Annotated in this window: 15 protein-coding genes and 1 pseudogene; 3 read left to right on the plus strand and 13 right to left on the minus strand. The window is 50.3% G+C overall.

From position 1 onward, the window contains the following. Nucleotides 1–418 precede the first annotated feature (418 nt). The 5 genes from OZX57_RS08515 to crgA form a co-directional block, all read right to left on the minus strand. Nucleotides 419–1576 carry a class C sortase gene (locus OZX57_RS08515; protein WP_277162201.1) on the minus strand — a complete coding sequence of 386 codons (1158 nt, stop codon included), beginning with the start codon at nt 1574–1576 and terminating at the stop codon, nt 419–421. 207 nt (nt 1577–1783) lie between these two features. Further along, nucleotides 1784–3634, minus strand: coding sequence for a SpaA isopeptide-forming pilin-related protein (locus tag OZX57_RS08520; protein ID WP_277162202.1), 1851 nt, complete (start codon nt 3632–3634; stop codon nt 1784–1786). 248 nt (nt 3635–3882) lie between these two features. Then, on the minus strand, nt 3883–5811 hold the full coding sequence (locus OZX57_RS08525) for a hypothetical protein (RefSeq protein WP_277162203.1): 1929 nt from the start codon (nt 5809–5811) through the stop codon (nt 3883–3885). A gap of 818 nt (nt 5812–6629) precedes the next feature. Next, nucleotides 6630–9869, minus strand: coding sequence for a leucine-rich repeat domain-containing protein (locus tag OZX57_RS08530; protein WP_277162204.1), 3240 nt, complete (start codon nt 9867–9869; stop codon nt 6630–6632). A 385-nt stretch (nt 9870–10254) separates the two neighbouring features. After that, entirely contained in the window at nt 10255–10791 is a 537-nt protein-coding gene (gene crgA, locus OZX57_RS08535) for a cell division protein CrgA (RefSeq protein WP_277162205.1), read from the minus strand. A gap of 88 nt (nt 10792–10879) precedes the next feature. Between crgA and OZX57_RS08540 the strand changes: the two genes are divergently transcribed. From OZX57_RS08540 to trxB, 3 genes and pseudogenes are all read left to right on the plus strand, one after another. Further along, a complete protein-coding gene (locus OZX57_RS08540; RefSeq protein ID WP_277162206.1) occupies nt 10880–11734 on the plus strand; it encodes a DUF881 domain-containing protein in 855 nt (284 codons plus the stop codon). A gap of 533 nt (nt 11735–12267) precedes the next feature. After that, nucleotides 12268–13336: pseudogene (locus OZX57_RS08545) on the plus strand (class E sortase). Between the two features lie 115 nt (nt 13337–13451). Then, complete coding sequence (gene trxB / locus OZX57_RS08550; RefSeq protein ID WP_277162207.1) at nt 13452–14435, plus strand: thioredoxin-disulfide reductase; 984 nt, start codon at nt 13452–13454, stop codon at nt 14433–14435. 261 nt (nt 14436–14696) lie between these two features. Here the strand turns inward: trxB and OZX57_RS08555 are convergent, their stop codons facing one another. The 8 genes from OZX57_RS08555 to rpmH all read right to left on the minus strand — a co-directional run bounded on the left by OZX57_RS08555 (nt 14697) and on the right by rpmH (nt 21676). Further along, nucleotides 14697–16253: a ParB/RepB/Spo0J family partition protein gene (locus OZX57_RS08555; RefSeq protein ID WP_277162208.1), complete on the minus strand. Its 1557-nt coding sequence runs from the start codon at nt 16251–16253 to the stop codon at nt 14697–14699. Between the two features lies 1 nt (nt 16254). Next, complete coding sequence (locus OZX57_RS08560) at nt 16255–17202, minus strand: AAA family ATPase (RefSeq protein ID WP_277162209.1); 948 nt, start codon at nt 17200–17202, stop codon at nt 16255–16257. An 806-nt stretch (nt 17203–18008) separates the two neighbouring features. After that, on the minus strand, nt 18009–18695 hold the full coding sequence (rsmG, locus tag OZX57_RS08565) for a 16S rRNA (guanine(527)-N(7))-methyltransferase RsmG (protein ID WP_277162210.1): 687 nt from the start codon (nt 18693–18695) through the stop codon (nt 18009–18011). Nucleotides 18696–18893: 198 nt separating this feature from the next. Continuing rightward, a complete protein-coding gene (locus OZX57_RS08570; protein WP_277162211.1) occupies nt 18894–19571 on the minus strand; it encodes a R3H domain-containing nucleic acid-binding protein in 678 nt (225 codons plus the stop codon). 98 nt (nt 19572–19669) lie between these two features. Then, nucleotides 19670–20689 carry a membrane protein insertase YidC gene (gene yidC, locus OZX57_RS08575; RefSeq protein WP_277162212.1) on the minus strand — a complete coding sequence of 340 codons (1020 nt, stop codon included), beginning with the start codon at nt 20687–20689 and terminating at the stop codon, nt 19670–19672. Continuing rightward, on the minus strand, nt 20689–20979 hold the full coding sequence (gene yidD, locus OZX57_RS08580) for a membrane protein insertion efficiency factor YidD (protein WP_277163002.1): 291 nt from the start codon (nt 20977–20979) through the stop codon (nt 20689–20691). The genes yidC and yidD overlap by 1 nt, the downstream gene beginning before the upstream one ends. A gap of 56 nt (nt 20980–21035) precedes the next feature. After that, entirely contained in the window at nt 21036–21524 is a 489-nt protein-coding gene (gene rnpA, locus OZX57_RS08585) for a ribonuclease P protein component (RefSeq protein WP_277162213.1), read from the minus strand. A 17-nt stretch (nt 21525–21541) separates the two neighbouring features. Beyond that, complete coding sequence (gene rpmH / locus OZX57_RS08590) at nt 21542–21676, minus strand: 50S ribosomal protein L34 (RefSeq protein WP_277162214.1); 135 nt, start codon at nt 21674–21676, stop codon at nt 21542–21544. Nucleotides 21677–22165 lie beyond the last annotated feature (489 nt).

Below are 22165 nucleotides of genomic sequence, written 5' to 3' on the forward strand. Positions count from 1 at the left end.
GAGGTTCAGACACACACCGGAATCCTTTCACTAGTACCGCTATGCAGGCCGATTAATTCGCCTGACGCGGTATGTGACATGAGTGTGGTGTGCTCCGGAGGTAACTGCAGCCTTACAGCCCCACTAATCTGACGATCTGCATTCAACACAAAAGGTGCGATGGAATTCAATCATGTTTTCCATCGCACCTTTTGCATTTTCAGTTGTATTTCCAAGCGACTAGTTCATTGTGCCCTTAAGCAAGAATCGAGTTGGTTTGCTGTGACAGTACCCGTCATAGCAAACCAACTCATTAACTTGGTCTTTTGATATCCTCTTCGGATGTCATGCTTTCTGCGATGCCTTAAGCCTCAAGTATCTTTTGGCACCATGGCATCTCAACATATAGGATTCTCCCCGGCATCAGCGTAACTACTCATTACACGCTGATGCCTGCTCCAGAGAGTTCACATGATGCTTGCAGAACCTCTGCATCGCAGAATCCAGCGTCATTCCTTCTTGGGGGATGTTTTCGCCCTTGGTGACGTGGGCGATTGCGATGGGCCAAGACACCCATAGGCGGCAATCCACGCTCATCGACGAATCGAGGCAGAAGCAGTGATGGCGGAATCGGTGTACCGTCATAGTGCCACGGCGGCGGCACCAATTCACGATAGTTCTTACGCAGCGCGAGGATAAAGCCGACAACTAGCACTATAAAGACGGTCAAGAGGCCGTACAGTTTTGCATCTGCCGCAACATCCTCCAGGGGAGGAATGTTCTGCGGAATATTGCCTCGTTTGGCGGTAATAACCAGTCGCTGGGTATTGACACCGTACGGTGTGCAAGTCATGAGTGTCAGCAAATCCTGGCCAGGCACCACCTTATACAGATGCACATCGTCTGGTTCCACCACATGAATAGAGGTAACGCGATAACCCATGGTATGGTTCATCGTCTTTATATAGATGATGTCACCTTTGTCGAGCTCATCGAGCCGAGTAAAGAGCAAGGCGTCAGGTAAACCACGATGGCCTGTAAGCACCGTATTAGTCGACTTGCCACCTACTGGCACGCTAGTGCCATAAAGATGTCCGGAGCCTATCTGCAATATCGCACGAGATGTACCATGATAAATCGGCAAATGAATCGAGACCTTGGGAATCTGAATCGTTCCCATTACGCCGGTCGGACTATTTAAGATTGATTGATACGTTTGATCCTTGACTGATTCAGTATCTTCATCTGGATTGGGGTCAAATGGGTCCTTTACCTCGCCCAATGTGGTCTGCCCTGAAGCAGCAATTTGTTCATTGTAGCGTTGAGCTGCATGATATTGCTTTGCCACATCGCCACGCGGCCACTTCAACACATCTCGTTCAGCCTGAATGGCAGCCAATGACTCGGACCGTGCATTGACGGCCCAATGAACAGGAGCCCACATAATAAGGATGACGGTGAGGATAACGAAGATGTCGTGGACGAGCTCGATGAAAATCCGGTAGACATACTGCCCACGATTCCTATGGGGCTTGATGACTTCATCGAAAGGCAAGGCCGCAAGAGTCTGCGGTTCTTTTTGCTTTGTATGTTTCATACGCCCATTCCGCTGATCAACTTCAATTACCCAAATAATTACTTTATTGTCTCGCAAAAAGCAGACAATACTACCATACACTAGTGCAATACATAACAAGCCACATATAGCAAAAGGTGGTCAGTCTGAAATTTTCATTCCAGACTGACCACCTTTAGATATCTTCTACAAGTTCAACCCAACATTAAACTTCTAGAGACGTAGACCTCACTTGCGAGCGGAAGCCATGTTGCGACGGCGAGCGACCGAGGTGACTACCACGATAGCAGCGCAGAGCACAACGAGAGCCACGAGCAGGATGATGCCTGCACCACCAGTGAGAGGCAGAGAGGCAAGGCTGGTCACAGACAGAACCTGAATAGCAACATTCTTATCCGTGCTGTCCTTGACAGTGGTGGACGGCGTCGGAGAACCGGTGCCATCGGTGACTGTGGTGAGATGCCAAACATCCTGAGTCAGCGTGAACTTCGTGCCGGGAGTGGTACCCGAAGTAGTGCCAGGTGCGATTTCAATCTTGAACGTAGGCTTGACAGCTTCCGAGATACTCGGATTATGCGTACCAACAGTCGTTTGTGTGAACGTAAAAGTACCCTGCGAAAGACCAGCAACGACCAACTTACCATCAGCACCAGTGGTTACCGAAGTAACAGTGCCACTAGGATCGTAAGTATAGGTAGATCCATCTTGCGTGAACTTAAGATCAGCTGAACCGTTCTTAACAGTAAACTGTGCGCCTGGAAGCCCAGTTGAAGTGCCCTTAAGGACATTAGTCAGGTTGATCGTATAAGTTGACAGCACGATTTCAGAGTTGTGAGTTGGATCCGTCGGATCAACGTTCGGCGTGGTCTCAGTAGTAGTAGAAGGATTGCTGGGATCAACACTATGAATCACAGTCGCCTTGTTGGACTGATCACCGGTAGCGGAGAGCTTCATCGTGTAATCAATAGTAATCGTTGAGTCATAGCTCCACTTCAGAACACTGTTGGAGAAATCGTAGGTAAACGAAAGATCCGATCCCGACGGAGCTGTGTACGTATAATCAGTTCCAGCAGTCAAAGTGCTTACAGTACCATTGTTATCAATCTTAACAACCGGAGCTGCAAACGGTGCAGGGCTGTCCTGCAGCGTAAAGCCAGCAGTCGGGGTATCCTTCACCTTGAAAGTGTATCCGTTCTTGAAGCCGGTCGTCATCGGCACCTTGGCAGTAATCCGGAAGCCGAACATCGAGTTGAGAGGTGCAGATTTCCACTGTGCTTCAGTAGGAGACGAAATCGTCGCCGTACCAGGATCCGAAGGATTGGTGTTGAGCTTGGTCACAGCCTTAGAAACGGTAACGTCCTTCTGCTTCAGCTCAATCTTACCAACCATGTTGGTCTTAGTTGAAGAGTTCGTCAACTGATTTGAACCAGCAGTGGTGCCAACAAGCATCGGGATAGCGCGGTTGCCGGTGGCAGTCGTGTCCTTAACGACATAGATGCCTTCAGTCAGACCAGTGATAATACGATCAGTAGCAGGAGCAGCCGAATCGCTCTGAGTTGCCGACGCGTAAGTAATCGTCGTAGCAGCAGTCGTCAAATCCGTCACAAAGTTACGCAGCTTGCCGCTGTACGGCTTCTTCGCTGTCGTATTATCCGGATCGCCGAGATTTGCGGTGTCGCTACTCGAAGTCGAATCAGTTCCAGTATAGCCGAGCCAGTTCTGTGCAACCCAGTTCATTGGGTTCGCAGAATCCCAAGCGGCATCCGTTGGCACGCCACCATTTGCATAGGTAACAGCCTGCACGACTCTTGTGGCATTATCCGTGGTAACGGCGATGCCGGTGATGTTGCTCGTGGCGGTGTCGCCATCAGCAGCAACATTGGTATACGTTGCGAGCCTGGAAACTTCGAACGTATGTCCCTTACCACCGGTAATGGTGATTTGGCCATCATTAGCACCAATGGTCTGATCATGGTCAGCCGCATTGGCCGAACCTACGCCAGTAACACCCAGCGCGAGAAGGGTGGCAGCAGACAGCACCATGGCCGCTGCTCCACGTAACCCTTTTCCTAACTTCATATTTTTTTCTCCTTGTATTTTCCGGAAATACACTTCTGATTGTCCAAGCTTGCAGCAGGACTTACGCCCTTGATGCTCTGCCAAACACATCACATCTCCATGCTTAACTCCTCAAAGCATTTCCTTGCACGTCACTGACAAAACCTTCAAGCTTGAAGTTTTTAGGCTTGTAGCACGCACTACCAAATACTGTACTACAAGCCAAGACTTTAATTTAACTACTTCTGCACTTTGACATATCAGCCTTTCTATCGGCTAATCTGATGACGCCGGCTCAATATCATCGTGCCGGCGATAAGCAAGCAGCACAACAGAACAAGCAAAATTAGTAGAGATACACCAGTTTGGGCTAAGCTCCCAGAACCGAACATTCCGTTTCTGAAGGAATTAATCACGCCCATGATGCCTCCACTTTGTTTGGTGACATTCACGCTAAGGGTTGCACCCAGATGATCAGACGATGCAACAGGCTTTTGGACCAATCCGCCATTGTAATCCCTGAGTAAGCTCACGTATGTACCGTGATTGCTGTCATCAGCTGTGAACTTGACATCGAACTTCAGCAGCTCTGCATTTGGCTTACTTGCAGGCGGGGCGACTTCTTCAATGGTATATGTACCAAGTGCAAGACCGTCGAGCTTCAAGCAACCTAATCCTTCGTTATCTTCGGCCACTTGCCGAATTTTCGGCTGTACGAAGGAAATCGCACGAGCTCCCTGCACTCCAGTTTGAGTGGAAGCCACCACGTTAGTAGTCACTTGCGTATCGTCCCCAGAATGATACACATAATGACCATCACCAAGTTTTCTGAATGTCAATGGAGAGCCATTTTGCAACACTTTATACGTCGCTCCACCGATTGGCACTTCCCTATCAGCACCATCGATATTTCTGAGCGTCATGTAATAACTTGACATGCTATAGGTGGCAGTATCACTGTGATGAACTGTGCCGCAATTTGCGGCAGGATCAGCGATGCAATTATTGTTCGGCTGATTATTGACGTCACTCGACCAATCAATGCCCGCAACGTTGTTCTGATGACCAGTCCCGGTAATTTTCATGCTGTATCTAATTTCGATTTTACTGCCCTGAGTGTAACTCATTATCTGTGGGAAAGTAAATCCTAGCTGCTGCGAACCGTTGACCGGAGTTTGATTGAGATATACCTTGTCTGGAGCCGGAACGATAGCTGTACCCGGCGCAGGAATGACATCTTTATTAACGCCGTTTACAGTGACTTTGGGAGCAGTGAATCGACTATTATTAATATATTGGAGCCCCGCACTAGGCAAATCGGTCACTCTAAAGAAGTACTTACTAAACCCAGTAGTCATAGGAACTTTAGTTAGCAACAGGAAATGCATGATATCGCCATCGGCAAGAGCCTCCCCCTGCTTTTTCTTTCGGTTACCTGCATTAGTCGTATATTCGAGTCTCTTACTTACCGTTGGGCTATCTGTCTTTGCAGTTATTTCTCCTGTATTCGGTACTGATGCACTTTCAAATTGATTGAATTTCTCTGAACTTGAACCTAATGTTGTTCCGACCAACATCGGAATTGAATTCGGCTCATTACTCGATGAAGAACTCGTGTAATCCTCAACGACATACAGACCTTCTGGCAAGCCAGTGAACACTGCCGTCGTGCCATTAGTAGTTGCTGTAAATCCAGAACCATTTATCAGTGGCCTAAAGTTTGTTTGATCATTATGCAAAGCGGTAACAAAATCGCGCAACTTGCCAACATAAGGATTGCGTTCCGACGTCTTATCGCTATTATCTGCAGATCCGTTATTAAAACCAAGCCAATGCATTGATATCCAGCACATAGCATCGGTGTTGCACTCAGTCGTCGTCGGTATGGTAGTGCCCATTTGAGTCAATGCTGTACTAATCGCTGTATTCATCTGCGAAGACGAAGATAACGAAGCGACTTTAACTTCAGAGATTTTGGAATTCACTTGATAAGCCGAATCATATTTGGCAATTTGGACTGCCTTATAATTGTGATCGCTTCCCGCATTTTTAATCGTTATCTGACCATCATTACCAGACACTGTAATCGGGATCGGAGCAGCATTTGCGACGCCCATACCAACAACGCCGCATGCCAGTACCATCGATGCACTCAATAATGCTGCGGCAACGTCGCGCAATCCTTTACGTATTGCCATGTCTTTCTCTCCCTCGTGGGGAACAACCCCACTTAAGCTCTCACCCTAGCAATACTGATCCATACACAGTATGCCCCAACTATCTTTACCCATATTAGCATGACATTTTTTATCTGATTCCTAAAATTAGCAAATTCTAATAATATAAATCTAAAAGTATTTGCCATAGTTTTTATCCGACCCAATTGCTTGAAATCCATAATCTTAATCATTAACGTGATGACACTCGTGCACTTTAATTACATTCATGTAGTTTTCCACAATTGTGGAAAACGGTGTGGATAACTTGGGTATAAGAGGTGGAATGGAAGAGGAAAAACAACCAATTTATCCACAACAAGTTGCAAAATCGTTCATTTTGCTGGGCTTTACCTATGTGCACAATGTGGACAGCAAGTTATACACATATCTTTAAATCTCAATGAATTTTTCTTAAACTTATCCACAGCAATCCACAACAGCTGATTGACTACTGTGCACAACTCCAAATCATGACGTTTTCTTACTTTAAACGAAAAACTATTTCGTCATAAAATTTACCAGAAATGACTCATTGCTTATTTGTCATACTATTGAAATATTCTACATGCAGTTTCTATTTGCCACATAAAATTAAAGTCGGCCGTAACGCAGCATCAATATTCACTGTCGCAAATAATCTAATTACGTAAGTAATTCATCACTAAATCTTCACGTAAATATATGCATTACGGCGTTTCTTGCCATAGACTGAATCACCAAACAAAATGGGACGAACACATTTCATGTTCGTCCCATTCATTACTACTACTTATCGGTTAAGCACTCTGTCTCCGAAATCAGTCCAACTGACCATGGCGACCGCGCCTGGACTTGCCAGCTCTCAAGATCTCAAGCCCAACAGCTAGCACCAGCAAAGCCGCCATCAAACCGGCGGGAACGCCAATGGCCGAACCTGTCTTCGACAATTCCTTCTTTATCGTGGCACCTACACCAGTCTTCGGGGAATCAGAAGCATTCGGCGAACTGGATGTGTGAGAGCCGGAAGCATTCGGGCCTGTAGAGGCACCGCTACCACCGTTAGAAGGAGAACCGTGGCCAGGTGTGTTACCACCACCGTGGCTAGGCGTGTTACCACCATGACCAGGTGTACTACCACCGCCATTGCCAGACGTACCGTCAACAACCCAGTTCGGACGAATCCAGATGTTGTATGCGGGCATTGGTGTCGAACCGAACGTGAACGAGCCCAGCGACGGGCCACCGGCCGACGACGCATACACCCAGCCATCCTGATGATGGCCGGCAGGAGCAACCAGACCCGCAACTGATGGCTGCGAGACCGTCGACTCATACGGCACCGAATCAGATCCTGGCAACGGGCTCCACGATGCACCGGCACCAGGCTCGTACGCAACCGTGTACGACGTACGTACCCAATGCGCCGTCAATGACACATCTGCAGTCACCGTGTCCGTCGCAAAGTTCCAATGCCTTCCATTGGATACCGTCGCCCAATAATCCACATGCCAGCCAGCCTTCGATACCGAAGGCTCAGCAATGGTGTCACCGTCGTTGACAGTGGATGTAGTCGTCGAGCTGCCATTGTTCGGATCGAACGTCACCTGATGCGTGGTCTGAGCCCACACCGGACGAATCACGACATCACCAGCCGGCATCGCAAAGCTACCGCTAAATCTTGTCCACGAGCCAGTAGGCGTAGTCTTATATTCCCAATGACCAAAATGCTGATGAGCAGCGGCCGTTACGCCTGCCGACGAAGGCGCTCTGACAGCATCGCCATAAACAGCAGTTGTCGGCAATGCACTGCCTGCCCAAGAACCGCCGTTCCAATCATAGGAAATCGCATACGAGGAACGCACCCAGTTCGGACGAACCCAGATGTCCTTATCTTGCATCGTCGTTGAACCGAACGTGAACGAGCCCAATGACGAACCAGTGGCAGACGCAGCATACACCCAACCGTTCTGGTGCCAGCCAGCGGAGGGGGCTAGTCCCGTCAAGGATGGTTGCGCAACTGTCAGACCATAACTTACCTGCACCGCGCCAGGCAACGGATTCCACGTGCCGCCAGTACCGGCTGTATAATGCACATAATGCGTATTACGCACCCAATGCGGACGCACCCAGATATCCTGCGTCACCGCGGTAGCCGTAGGCAACGTTCCGAACTTGAACGTGCCAAGCGACGCACCATTGTGAGACGAGGCATAGTCCCAGCCATCCATGTGCCAACCGGTAGGAGGCGTCAGACCAGTAATCGTCGGCGCACTGGCAACTGGATCACCGTCATCTACAGAGTCAGTTGCCGGAGTCACTGATATCCACGAACCACCATCGGGGCCAATCTCATACGTCACGCCACGCAGCACCTGCACCCCGCGTGTTACCGTACCGTCGAAAGTATCAGATGCGCCGCCAATCGTCACGGGCGAGGAGAATCCAAATCTCAATGATGTTGGAGCCGGCGTCGTGGAAGGCCACGTCATCGTACCTGTCGATGCGTTATAACTCCAACCTGTCGCCGGCGAAGGAGTGTAGCTCGTGTCCATGGCAGCATACGTGTCGGGCGAACTGGTCAATTTGCCCCCATGCGCAGTCAAAGCCGTCGACGGAGCCTTCGGCACTTCCGTCACCCTTTGATCAACCAAACCTAAGAACGTCAAACCAGACAGCTGAGCTGTGGATGCCGTCAAAGGAGAGATATCTATGATATTGTTTTCGGCCAAATCAAGGTAGGTGAGGGTCGGCATATTGGCAAACACTGCCACATTCGAGATATGGTTACGGAATATCTCTAAAAATTGTAGTCGTGTCAAACTGCCGATGGGCGACGGATTTGTAATGTTGCATTCTGCAACTTTCAACGTCGTCAAGTTCGCCATACTGCCGGCCACCGACGCCAAGACAGCGTCGCCAATCGGATCGAATTCCAAACTCAATGACGTCATATTCGTCATCGACGTCAACGGCGAATAGTCTGCAATACTGATGTTGTTCTCCAAATCCAAAGTCCGCAAGCTGGCGCTGGAATTAGACAATGGCGTTATATCAGTGATGTAGCCATCCTTCAAAATCACCGTTTCCAAATCCGTCATCCCTGACAAAGCAGAGATGGACGACACAGCGTTCTGAGACACATCCAAATACGTCAGATGCGTCATGCCAGCCAATGGCGACAAATCAGAAATGCCGTTATTGTTACCCAGATCAAGTCTTGTCAAGCCTGTAAGCCCGGACAAAGCAGATATATTCGAAATATTATCTTCATGAAGGTTCAGCGTTCTTAAATGCGTCAACCCCGACAATGGACTCACATCATCAAGTGTCCAGTCACCCGACGCGTTGAGAGTAACCAGATTAGGCAACAGATCTACACCAGTCAAACTCGCGGTGCCATCAGCATTAAGCGTAGTTATACTGTTGGCCATGCTTGTCGTGAATGTGTCACCATAAGTGTATGAAGCTGGACGTAGCGCATCGATGACTGCCAGTTCCATCGTATAGTCCGGGAAGCAGTCGGCAATTGCATCAATATCGATTCTGCACCCGGAGCGCAAGAGACTACCGCCACGCGGGGCTAGGCCCTGGGCCGACGGAAGGGACGACTGCCCTCCCCTAGGCGCTGACTGAGACTGGGACGCTGATTGAGATGCAGCGCTGCCGCCCTGGGCGCTGGACTGCGGGGATTGATGATGCGAGCGCGTCTGCCCCGTCCCCTCCGCCTGAGTTCGTGTTGGCCTTTGAGAGTGGCCGGACGGCGAGGACTGGCTAGGTGTTTGCGACTGGCTTGCTTGTCCTTGACCAGACTGAGTAGCCTGACCGGACTGCTGCGCCCCCTGCGTTTGCTGAGTCTGAGACGGGCGCTGCGACGACTGGGATTGCACCTGGGCCGAAGCCTGGCTTCCTTCGGAAGGCTGGTCGGCCACGGCAGCGCCGGATGGCAGCACCATCGCCACACCAGCGACCAACGCAACGACGGCGGAGAACAGACCGCCGCGCTTTGCTGGTCTCCTGCCTTTACGTATGTGCGGCAATCGATTCTTCAAACCCGTCATGCTTTCTCTCCCTCGTAAACAGTCACATATACATGTCTAATTACGTAAAATGTGATAATACACTGTCAAATGTAAACATGTTATACATTACGTAGTACATCCGAGGAAGTCAATTACTCTTATTTACCGATATGGCTATGGGTTCGCGACACCGCCAAACGACCAATACGTCGAACGATGCGATGCACTTTAAGACTTACCAAATAAAAAGTGCGCACAAGTTGTCTATATACAACTTGTGCGCACTAATCTAAGCAATGCGATCAGCCCGCGAGCCTCAGCGGACTGATAAAACTGACAAATTAACGGACTTAGTGAGTTCGTGAACTAACGGGTTGCGAATTAACAGACCCAACCAGTTCGCAGACTCAGCGATTAGTCGGAATCACCGCCACCACATGGTCATGATGAAGCCCACCATCACGATGCCGAAGGCAATCAGCAAGTTCCAAGCGCCGATGCCGGGAACCGGGTACTTACTGGTCAGGTAGTACACCACGGCCCACGCAAGACCCAGAATCATCAGGAAGCAAAACAGCGGGACGAACCAGCCGGGGTTCGCCTTGGTGCCCTTGATGGTCTCCTCGACGCGCTTGTTGTTCTCAGCCTGACGCTGGGCCACACGACGCATCTGCGGAGTCATCGTCGCCTTGTCAGCGCTCGTCGCGCTCAACAGCTCCTCGATCTTGTCCATCGGCAGATCGAGGTCGGCGTCGTCGATTTCCTCCTGATCAGCGTCGTCTGTTTCGGCAAAATCATCGGCTTTGGCGTCGTCGGAATCATCAGAAACCTGCGCGGCAGATTCCTTCTCGTCATCAACGGCGTCATTATCCGTCTGCGTTTCGGGCTCATCCCATGCCTTCTGCGCCTCATCCTGCGTCGAGGCGGCAGCGGTGCCCTTGTCCAGCTCTTCGTCAGCCATAAGCGTAGTCTCCATTCAATAGGCTAAACGTCATATTAGTGTACACTCGAAACAAGAGCGTGGGTAAGTTTGAAGGACAATACAAATCATGAAGGAAACTCCGGGCAGGCACAAGGCGAGGCGGTCGCGGCTTGGCGGGGTAGCTGTATTTGTGGTGGTCGCGCTCACCGGGTTTCTGCTGATGACCAACCTGCGCGTCAACAAGACCAGCGTCGTCTCCTCTGATACCGCGCAACTGGTGCAACAACGCGTCGATCAGGTCGACAAATTGCAGAAACAGGTCAAATCGCTCGGCGGACAAATCAATACACTCAATAAATATGCCGGCAAGGATGCCGCAAAAACCGGGAATTCCAGCGAAGACCCAGGCTCCGGCACCATGCTTCCCGCAGTCACCGGGCCTGGGATTTCGGTGACGCTCAACGACTCCCCACTTTGGCAGCACATGGTCTCGGATTCAGGCACTGGGACGACTGCGAATATCAATGATTACGTCATTCACCAGCAGGACATCGAATCGGTGGTCAACGCGTTGTGGAGAGGCGGCGCGGAGGCAATGATGATTCAGGATCAGCGCGTGCTTTACAATTCCGCAATCATCTGCAAGGGCAATATTCTTATGCTGCAAGGCAAACAGTATTCGCCGCCGTACACCATCTCCGCTATTGGACCGGGCGACGCGATGCGCGATGCGCTGAACAATTCGAAGGCGATTCAGACATATCAGGAATACGTTAGCGCGTTCGGCCTAGGCTGGAAGGTCGAGGACAAAAATGACCTGCGGTTCCCTGAAGCGCCGGTTTTGCAGACCTTGCGGTATGCCACGGTGATGAAGGGCACGGGCAAGGAAGCCGAAAATGAGGAAGACGACGGTAGCGGCGGCTCGGCTGGTGGTAACAGCGGCAACGCAAGCACGAACAACGGCAACGGGATTAAGAAATGAGGCGTGGAATGAAGGGGTTGAACGACAATATGAATAATGACAGCGAGCGCCTAGGCGAAGGATACGAACAGGGACTTAACAACAGCCGGTACGACGACAACGTGCACGGCAAAGGCAAGCGCGGAGACAACATCGAACTCACCGATTTTGACGAAGCCTTTGAGGATTTCGGCGAGACCGAACCAGAGGAGGAGCCGGCGAGCGCCCCCTGGGAACAGACGCGGAGCGACCTACCTCCTATGCAGGCCGGGGTTGGCCAAGGTACAGGAGTCGGGAATGGCGCAACCGGACAGGCTTGGGGTAACGGGCCAAGCAGCCTCGGACGTGCGGCTGGGCAGGCTCAGGGCACGCAACCCATCCAAGCTTCTCAGACACAGGTCATTAAGCCAGCCCAGGCTGACCAGGACTGGCAGAGCAACTTTACCGGGCTAGCGGACGAAGCGCACAGCACCGGACGTTCTGGACGTTCTGGCCGTTCAAATTCCCATAAACGAAATACCGCAGTCGGAGGCTCTCACTCCGCTTCAAAGCGCCTGTGGACGGTGTTGGGCATCGTTGCGGAGATTCTGTTTACTGTGGCCGCCATTTGTGCGCTGTATATCATCTGGCAGATGTGGTGGACGGGCGTACAGTCAGAGCATACGCAGGCCGAACAGCGCCAATCCGTCTCGTGGAGCGACCCGGCCAAGTCCGCGAATTCGGCGAAAGGCGTCTCCATAGCCCAGCCGCAAAGCGACGCTCCCCGGTGCAGCCCACCACGGCCAACTCCGGCGATATCATTGCGCAAATCTACATCCCACGCTTCGGCGACCAATGGCAGCGCAATATCGTCGAGGGCACTGATGCGGTGGAACTCAACCAGCACGGTATGGGGCATTATCCGCACACACAGATGCCCGGACAGGTCGGCAATTTTGCCGCTGCAGGCCACCGCAACGGCTATGGACAGCCGTTAGGAGACATTGACAAACTCCAGGTAGGAGACCCGATTGTGCTGCGTACCAAGGATTATTGGTACGTCTACGACTACACCAGCTTCAAGAAAGTAACGCCAGATCAGGTGTCGGTAGTCGACGCGAATCCCGAGAATCCGGGCACGAAGCCTACGGAGCGGATGATCACCCTCACCACTTGCGAACCGAAATACGGCACACCGGTGCTGCGCTGGATCGCCTACGGCAAACTCAAGTATTGGGCGAAGGTGTCCGACGGCGTGCCTGCCGAGCTTACGCATCAAGGTGCCAACGGCGCTGTTCAGTTCATCAACAACGGTAAGCAATCCCCAGCGTCAAAGTTGCCCTCACTCATCCCCGTGGTGATTGCATCTTTAATCGTGTACGCAATTCTGTTCATTCTCGCCGCGTTGCTCTGGCGTTGGCCACTTCGCCGCAAGATCCGTGACGGTGAAGTCAAACGGCCCACGGCGAGTATTTACGGGGGCTACTGAGACTGCAGCCTGGCATCAAACCAGTTCGGATTCTGCTGTTGTTGATTTTGCTCTTCGCCATCGCTGTCGCGATTATGCAATGGGGCTGCCCATGGGCTGCATCCAATATACCGATATTGCATCAAATGTCGAATTATGTTGCCGTGACGAGCTGATTGTGATTGCATAAGGTGACACATCGCTTGCGGGCGGTAACGCGATTTTCCGCCCTCAAATCAATAGCCTGTGTATGAGGTTTCGATAAGCCCGGCAAAATGTTAGAGTGTTTTTATGACTCAAGAGAATACACAGCAAGATAACGGCGAGAAAAACGTACGCGACGTCATCATCGTCGGTTCCGGCCCCGCCGGCTATACCGCGGCCATCTATCTCAGCCGCGCCGGCTACAAGCCGCTCGTCATTGCGGGCGCTTTGACCCCGGGCGGACAGCTCATCAACACCACCGAGGTCGAGAACTATCCCGGCTTCCCCGATGGCGTGATGGGCCCTGATCTCATGGACAGCATGCAGAAGCAGGCGGAGAAGTTCGGTGCCGAAATTGTCTTCGATGATGTGGTGTCTGTCGATTTTGGAGACGGCTCGGATGCCGGTGCAATGAAGAGCGTTACCTGCGACCAGGGCGATGTGTACCAAGCACCAGCCATCGTGGTAACCACCGGGTCCAATGTCCGCAAACTCGACGTGCCCGGTGAGAAGGAATACTCCGGCAAGGGCGTCTCTTATTGCGCTACCTGCGATGGATTCTTCTTCCGCAACAAGCCCATTGTGGTGATCGGCGGCGGCGACAGTGCCTTCACCGACGCTGAGTTCCTTACCCGCTTCGGTACATCGGTAACGCTGATTCATCGCCGTGACGAATTCCGTGCCGCCAAAATCATGGTTGACCGCGCCAAGGCCAACGACAAGATGTCGTTTATGGTCAATTCCGTCGTCGACAAGATCAACGGCGAAGACGGCAGCGCCAAATCCGTTATCGTCCGCAACGTAAAGACCGGTGAGACCACCGAAATACCGGCTGCAGGCGTGTTTGTGGCCGTAGGAAACACTCCTACCACCGAATTCCTCAATGGCGCACTAAAACTCGATCAGAAGGGCTATATCGAAGTGGACGGGGCTTCTACCCGCACTTCTTTGCCTGGAGTGTTCGCAGCTGGAGATGTGGTCGACAGCGTCTATCGACAGGCTGTTTCTGCCGCCGGCATGGGTTGCCGCGCCGCTCTTGACGCTCAGGAATACCTAGACAGCCTTCAGTAATTAGTCTTTTACCAATCTTATGCCTATCTGGAGTTTGCTTTTGTCAAGCTTCAGATGGCCTCTGGTAATTATCAGCTGATTGTGCCCCTATATTGACAGCTCTTTAACGACTCATCCTGAACCAATCTGGTTTCAGTAATCGCCATTGGCTGTACCTATACAGAAAAGCCTTCTGAACAACTTCATTCAAACGAATGATTGTTCGAAGGCTTTTCTCGTTCTATGCTCTCAAAAACTACGAGATTACTTTCGAGGACGCAATCAGACCCAGCCGTCTTCTCCACCGTTTTCAGTACCGGGCTTACTGCCTTGGCCAGGCATCAACAGGCTGACAATGCGGTTCATGTCCTCTGGAGACGAAAACACGATTTCAATGCGACCGTGCTGCTTACTCCCCTTAATCGAAACCTTGGTATCGAAACGGTTCTCAAGATTGTGCTGAATCAGAGACTGAGCCCAAGGGTTGTCTTTCTTAGACTTCTGCTTCTTCGATCCGTTTTCTCCACCAGATTTCATCGCCACGATTTCTTCTGTGCTGCGCACAGAAAGCCCTTCAGCGATGATTCGGTTCGCCAGCTTCTCCATTTCCTCTTCACTGGAGAGGCCCAGCAATGCCCGCGCATGGCCCGCCGAAAGGACTCCAGCGGCCACTTTCTTCTGTACTGACGGAGGCAGATTCAAGAGCCGCAGGGTATTGGCAATCTGCGAGCGCGACTTGGAAACCGACTTGGCAAGCTGCTCTTGCGTCAAGCCGAAGTCTTCCATCATCTGCTGATAGGCTGCCGATTCCTCAAGCGGATTCAATGCCACCCGATGAAGGTTCTCCAAGAGAGCATCTCGAAGCATTTGATCGTCGGTGGTTGTCTTGATTGCGGGAATGGTCTTCAAACCGGCAAGATGAGCTGCGCGCCAACGCCGCTCTCCCATGATCAGCTCATACTCGCTGTCCATGTTTTGCTGCTGGTGCTTGTTGGATGAACCAACTACCTGCGAAATCTGTTGCCTTATCTTCTGATTCGCCGGGCGCTTGCGTACCACTACGGGCTGCAGCACGCCAACTTCTTTAAGAGAAGCAGCGAGTTCCTTCAGCTCATCCTCATCAAAGATGGTACGCGGTTGATTGGCATTAGGGCCTATCTGATCCAGCTCCAGCTCAACCAGATAACCGCCTTGAACCGGCTTCAACTCGGTTGGATTCGCAGTTTCTTGCTTTTTCGTGCTTGTATTCGAAGATTCCGTACCTGGTAACGCCTCGCGATTGCTGGCAACACCCTTCTCACTTAGAGTTGATGTCTTTGAATCGGTATTCCCAGTGTTTACAGCCTTATCACTAACCGTACTACCAAAGAACAAATCACTTGGATGCGCCATTCCTTCTTTCAGAGAAGGCATCTCTCTGCGCCTTCTTGAAGCCGAAGGTGATGTTTCACGTGAAACATTCTTCTCTAAAGCGTTCTTTTTCTGAGAATTGTTCTTCTTAACGCTCTTTGCGCTAAGTTTCTTATCTTGCTCAGCCTTCTGACTCAGTTTGCCCGATGTTTCACGTGAAACATTCTTCTGGTTTACCGTCTTTGCTTGCTTTGACGACTGGTCAGCCTGTTGGTCTTTCACATTTTCAGAGGCAACATGCGATGTTTCACGTGAAACATTGGCCGATACAGATGTCGGAGAAGCTTTCTTTACTGCACCTTTAGCCTGTTCTTCATGCGCTTTTTTTGACACAGACTCTGATGAATCTTCATCGGAAACTGCTGGTTCTCCAGGCAAAGCAGGGAACAATGCACCAAGGCCTTTTCCCAAACGCGACTTTGATGCCATATCAGTTACTCCTCTGCTTCCTAGTCTGTATTGTCTTCAAAACCGAAGGAGACCTTCGGGCTATTTCCAACGCCGCTTCCCTATATGAGACAGCTCCCATGCCATGCGGATCATACTCAATGACACTTTTCGCGAAACTTGGCGCCTCTGATATTTTCACGGTTCGAGGGATGGTCGTTTTCAGAACGATGTGCGGATAATGCTCGTAGACCTTGTCGTAAATTTCCTTACTGAGCAACGTTCGACGGTCGAACATCGTAACCAGCATCGTAGAAACCAGAAGCGCGGGATTATAGTGTTCCTGAACCAATCCAATGGTCTGAATAAGTTGACCAAGTCCTTCAAGTGCGTAGTATTCCGCTTGAATCGGAATCAGTACCTCATTAACAGCACACATCGCATTGATCACCAAAAGACCAAGGCTAGGAGGGCAATCAATGATGACATAGTCGTAATGAGTTTTCGAAGACTCGGTAAAGCTGAAAATAGCATTTTTCAGTAAGTTGTTCCGATCTTCCATGTCGGCAACTTCAAGCTCGGCACCACTTAAGTCGATTGATGCAGGAACAACGTCCAAGGTTTTGAACACAGGGCTTCGTTGTTTAACTTCTTCAATACTCTTCCGGCCTTCAAGTACGTCATATGTCGAAGGCTCTCCTGTATTGTGCTTCACCCCCAACGCCGTAGAAGCATTACCTTGTGGATCCATATCGATAACAAGGACTCTTGAATGGGCATAAGCCAATGCTGCAGCTATATTAACAGTTGTAGTTGTTTTGCCGACGCCACCTTTTTGATTCGCCACAGCAATGTAGCGTGTACGTGATGGCTTGGGGAAACGGACACGTTCCAACGCGTTATAGCGCGAGGAAACCTCCGCCATTTCAGCACCAACAGAATTACCATTTCCACCGAAAATTCGTTTGATGGTTTCCGAGGCAGATTCCATATTGCTCAACTCCCTACGACTACCCGCCGTCAATCATCGACTGTGGAAATGTGCACAGTATTTTTTGAACTAGTTACTCTAGTTTCGTCATTCGTATGGACAGAATCAATATCTACACACTTATCCACAAGCATGTGGATAAGTGTGCGTAACTTTTGTGCATAAGCTGGTTCATTCGAAAATCTGTTCGTAAAAGAGTTGAAATTTCAACATTTTTCAAAAATAATGTAATATCATTCAAAATGTGGATAACTTTTCGAGCTCTCAAAATTGTGGATAAGTCGACTACAATGCCCTCACACTCGGCACCAATTATCCACTGGCATTATCCACAATTGGATGCACGCTAAGAATGTTTCACGTGAAACAAATTAACAATATAAGAGGACAGAAACAGACTCTATTCAACTGTTACGTGTGCACAATCTATCCAAAACAAACTTTAGGTTCTTGAGTAATGAAATATAACATCAAATAAATATTTATTCGATTTTTAAATACAAAAGAAAGAAAACAAAAGTTTTATTGGAAAAGATTCAATCAATTCGTTACATAATTAAAGATTGCAGAGAATCAATTTTACAAAAACCAAAGCGGGTATATCCGAAAACCAGATGTTTCACGTGAAACAAAACTAATGTTGAAAAGAATCATTCGCAAAACAAGTGAGAAATCAACAAGTCTTGGATAAAAGATTTTAAATTAGAAGAGAGTTTAGAATCAGATACAAAATTGTTTCACGTGAAACAATATGATATTAAAATCGGGAATGTTTCACGTGAAACATTCCCGATTGACTGACCAGATTACTTCTTGTTGACAATCACTACATACGTAGATTCAAAACCATCAGCTATGGGTGCATCAAGTACTTGTGGATTACGGCCACCGTTCTTTTGAATCTCCTTGGCAGCTTTGTGCACCTCAGCTGGAGCAGAACGGCCTTTAAGAGCAATCAGCTGGCCACCATGCCGCACCAAAGGCAAAGTCCAACCACTCAGTTTGGTCATTGGGGCCACTGCGCGGCTAGTGACCACAGCGAAAGGATGCAGTTCTTTACCGTGCTTCAAAGCCTTGATATAGTCTTCTGCACGTTGACGAACAACCGTAACATTCTCAAGGTTGAGTTCAGTGACACATTCGTTGAGCCAGTCAACACGACGTTCCATCGGCTCTATAAGAGTGACATCATGATCTGGTAAACAGGCAGCGACGACGATCCCAGGAAATCCACCACCACTACCAATATCCGCAACGGTCTTGAATCGTTCATCTTCTGTCGAAGCTTCGATAAAGGGAACAATAGCAGCTGAATTGAGAATATGACGTTCCCAGATGATGTCAACATCGCGCGGGCCAATAATCCCACGCTCCTCGCCTTCTCGGGCCAGTTTATCTTTGAAGAGTTTCATCTGATCGAATGCAGAGCCGAAGACATCAGTAAGTACTGTGGATTGTTCGAGTTCTTCGTCAGTATGTATACGAGTTTCCATCTTATCCCTTAATCAAACAATTACTATTAAAAAATCTATCAGACACAATGCCCATATAGAAATAAAGAAAGACAGGAACCAGAATCAAGACCTGTCTTCACGAACTCAAGGAAAAACAAATAAAAAGAAGCCATAGTTTGACACTATGGCTTCCAAACATATTAATGAAGTTGAATGGTTTTCATCGAATCAGAAGAATTAGTAACGTTCCTCATCCGTCGCTTCATCCTCATCCTCAACATCGTCATTCTGGTGACCTTCATCATCAACTGCCGAGTTACGACGCGAGCGACGAGAAATCCGAGCGTCATCCCGTTCGTCGATGTCAATATCGACAACATCCTCTTCGTCGACTTCCTCATCATCCAAGTCGCTATCAGACGGACGCGGCTTCAGATAAATAGTGACATAGCGGTGAGGCTCTTCGCCATGAGAACGTGATTTCAGGCCCTCTTCACGAACCAAGTCGTGCACAACCTTGCGCTCGAAGGAGTTCATGGGGTCAAGATTGGCAGGCTCACCGGTCTCACGTACCTCGTCGATGACATCAAGCGCAAGGTCACGCAGACGCTGACGACGCTTCTTGAGGTATCCATCGACGTCGAGAATCAGCCGGGAACGATCCCCCGTCTTCTGCTGGACGGCCAAACGGGTCAGCAATTGTAATGCATCAACGACCTCGCCGTCGTGCCCGATAAGGTTCTTGATGTCCTCATCATCGTCGGCCACAATCTGGACTGTCGGACGACCGTTACGCACGCCCATCTCGATATCTCCTTCATAATCTGCGATATCGAGCAAGCCCTCAAGATAGTCAGCGGCGATGTCAGCTTCGTCATTGAGCTGCTCGACTGTCTTTTCCTCGTCACGTGCCATAAAACACACTCCTTATTACCAACGTAATGTTCTCAAGTCTAAACCATGCCCGGCCCCGAACAGTCAATGTAATACATTGCGATCGGAGCCGGAATCGGCTACTTTTTCTTCTTGCGTTTGCGCTTGGGCTGCGCGCGCTGGAATCCCTGCTCTTCGCGGCGCTTGGCCTCTTCTTCGGCCTTCTGCAGCTCCTCTTCCTCAATCGACATCTGGCCGGTCTTCGCGCGGCGCTTGTTTTCGTTGATATGGTCACGCTTAATCTTCGCTTCCTCGGCCGGAGAGCCGGGGGTCGGGAAGGCGTGGACCTGCCAAAGCGAGCGCAGCATGTTGCAGATGTTGTTGGTCAGCCAGTAAACGAGCACGGCAAACGGCATGGAGATTGCGGAGAAGATGTACATCAGCGGGAAGATCCAGGTCATCATCTGCTGCATCTTGTACTGCGAGCCTTCCATGGAGGCGGCGGGCAGGTTCTTGCGCATGTTGTTGAACTGCATATACCACATGGCCGCGCACATCAGGAAGGTGAAGATACCGATGATGATCTTGCCGGACGTATCGGCCATGCCGAAGGTGTTGGAAATCTTAAGTCCGAAGAGGTGCGTGTCTGCGAATTCCGCCGCCGTCGCCCTGTCGAAGGCGCCGAGCGTGCGACGCGAACCGTGTGCAATATAAGGAATGGCGGAAAGCATGTAGAACATGCACATGAAGACCGGGCCCTGAATGACCATAGGCAGGCAGGAACCCATCGGGTTGACCTTGTTGTCCTCGTAAAGCTTCATGGTCTCGCGGCTCATGGCCTCTTTGCTGGCCTGGTCCGTCTTGCCCTTGTACTTCTTCTGGATGTGCATCATCTTGGGCTGCAGGGCCTGCATCCTGGCCATGGACTTCATCTGCTTGATATACATCGGCAGGATGATGGCGTGCACGACGAGCACGAGGAAGACAATCGCAAGAATCCACGAAAGCCCCTTCGAGGGCAAACCGATAAGGGTCATGAGCTTGTGGAACCAGTACATGATTTCGCTCATCAGCCATTCGATGGGTGTCAGGATCTTGTAAACCCAGCCGAACAGCCCCTTATCAAGAAGGAAGTTGTTGTAATCGGGATTGGTAAACATCAGGCCGTCTCCTTCACGTCCGAGGCCAATGGGGTCAGTCGCGGCTCTTCGTGAGCTTTGGACCAAGAAAATCTATAAAAAATCGAATAGCGCTGGGGCACATCGTCGATGCCACCGTTGCTCCACGGCCGGCAGCGCAAAAGACGCAGCACGGCAAGCAATCCACCGCGAACCGCGCCATAACGGGTCACCGCCTGAATCGCATAGTTGGAACAGGACGGATAATACTTGCAGCAAGGCGGATTACCGGCGGAAATATGGACTTGATACCAACGCACGGCAGCAAGCATCGCCCGAGCTACGAGCGAATGGGAAGAATGTGCGGCAGAGACATTCGAGCTAACAGTCATAATTGGCCGCTCTGCCGATTTGCACGAACCTTATGGCCTTGCATTGCCTTTCGGCTGACCGCGTCGAACAACTCCCCCACCTGCTTGTCGAGTGAAGAGAAATCGGCATGTGCGGCGCTTGGCTTGGCGCGCATCACGATGTCACAATGCTCGGGCAGTCGATCTTCGTATGCCTTGGCCAATACGCGGAAGCGTCTTTTGACGTGATTGCGCGAGACAGCGTTGCCGACATTTTTGGACACAGCGAGGCCAAGGCGCCTGCTCGACATTTTCTGTCGAATGGCGTCCTTAGGTACGGAAACACTCGTAGCTCCCATAACCTCGTCGGTCGATTCTGCTTGTGCTGTAGCGGCATGATGCGCTTGAGCGCAATCACAACAAGAATCGTCGCACACCAAAAAATGCACGACGATATCCTTTTCAGTGACTTTTCTGCGACGCTTCAGCACCTGGACAAAATCGCGATGGCTTTTCAGCCGCTCCATGCCGTGCCGCCGATTAATCAGACAGTGAGGTTCTTGCGGCCCTTGGCGCGACGGCGGTTCAATACGGCGCGGCCTGCGCGGGTGCGCATGCGAGCGCGGAATCCGTGCTTCATGTGGCGACGGCGGTTATTCGGTTGGAATGTCCTCTTCATAATATGCTCCCGGTTTGTTTTCAGCCATGCAAAAGCACGGCTCCTCATGAGTCAAGCTCTACCAAATTACTCCTACCCCTAGTCCCAAGTCAAAATATGCTGCGAAATTCGCCAAAACAGGCGACTAGACACATTCCCGCTTATCGCCGAAACGTGTCAGCACTCATGAATTATTGGTATGAAGAACTTCGGTATATCGAAATATCGCACGAAATAATTCTGCATATCAATGCACAGCAACCATGAAACAATGGACTTTTCGGAAAATATTTCCTTACGAAAATAGACATACGACAAACCCTGCAAACCCTACTCGCGCCGCGGATATGAGGACAAGTTATCCACAAATTACACCAATGTTATTCACAATTCAATGTTTTCAACACGCAAGACTGTGGATAACTTCGGGACGTAGGAGTACAACTGGAATATTGCATCGCGAAGTCGGAAATGCTGTGCCCAACACCAAGACGGCACGATGGTCAAGGC

Source organism: Bifidobacterium sp. ESL0682 (assembly GCF_029392815.1).
GTDB lineage: Bacteria > Actinomycetota > Actinomycetes > Actinomycetales > Bifidobacteriaceae > Bifidobacterium.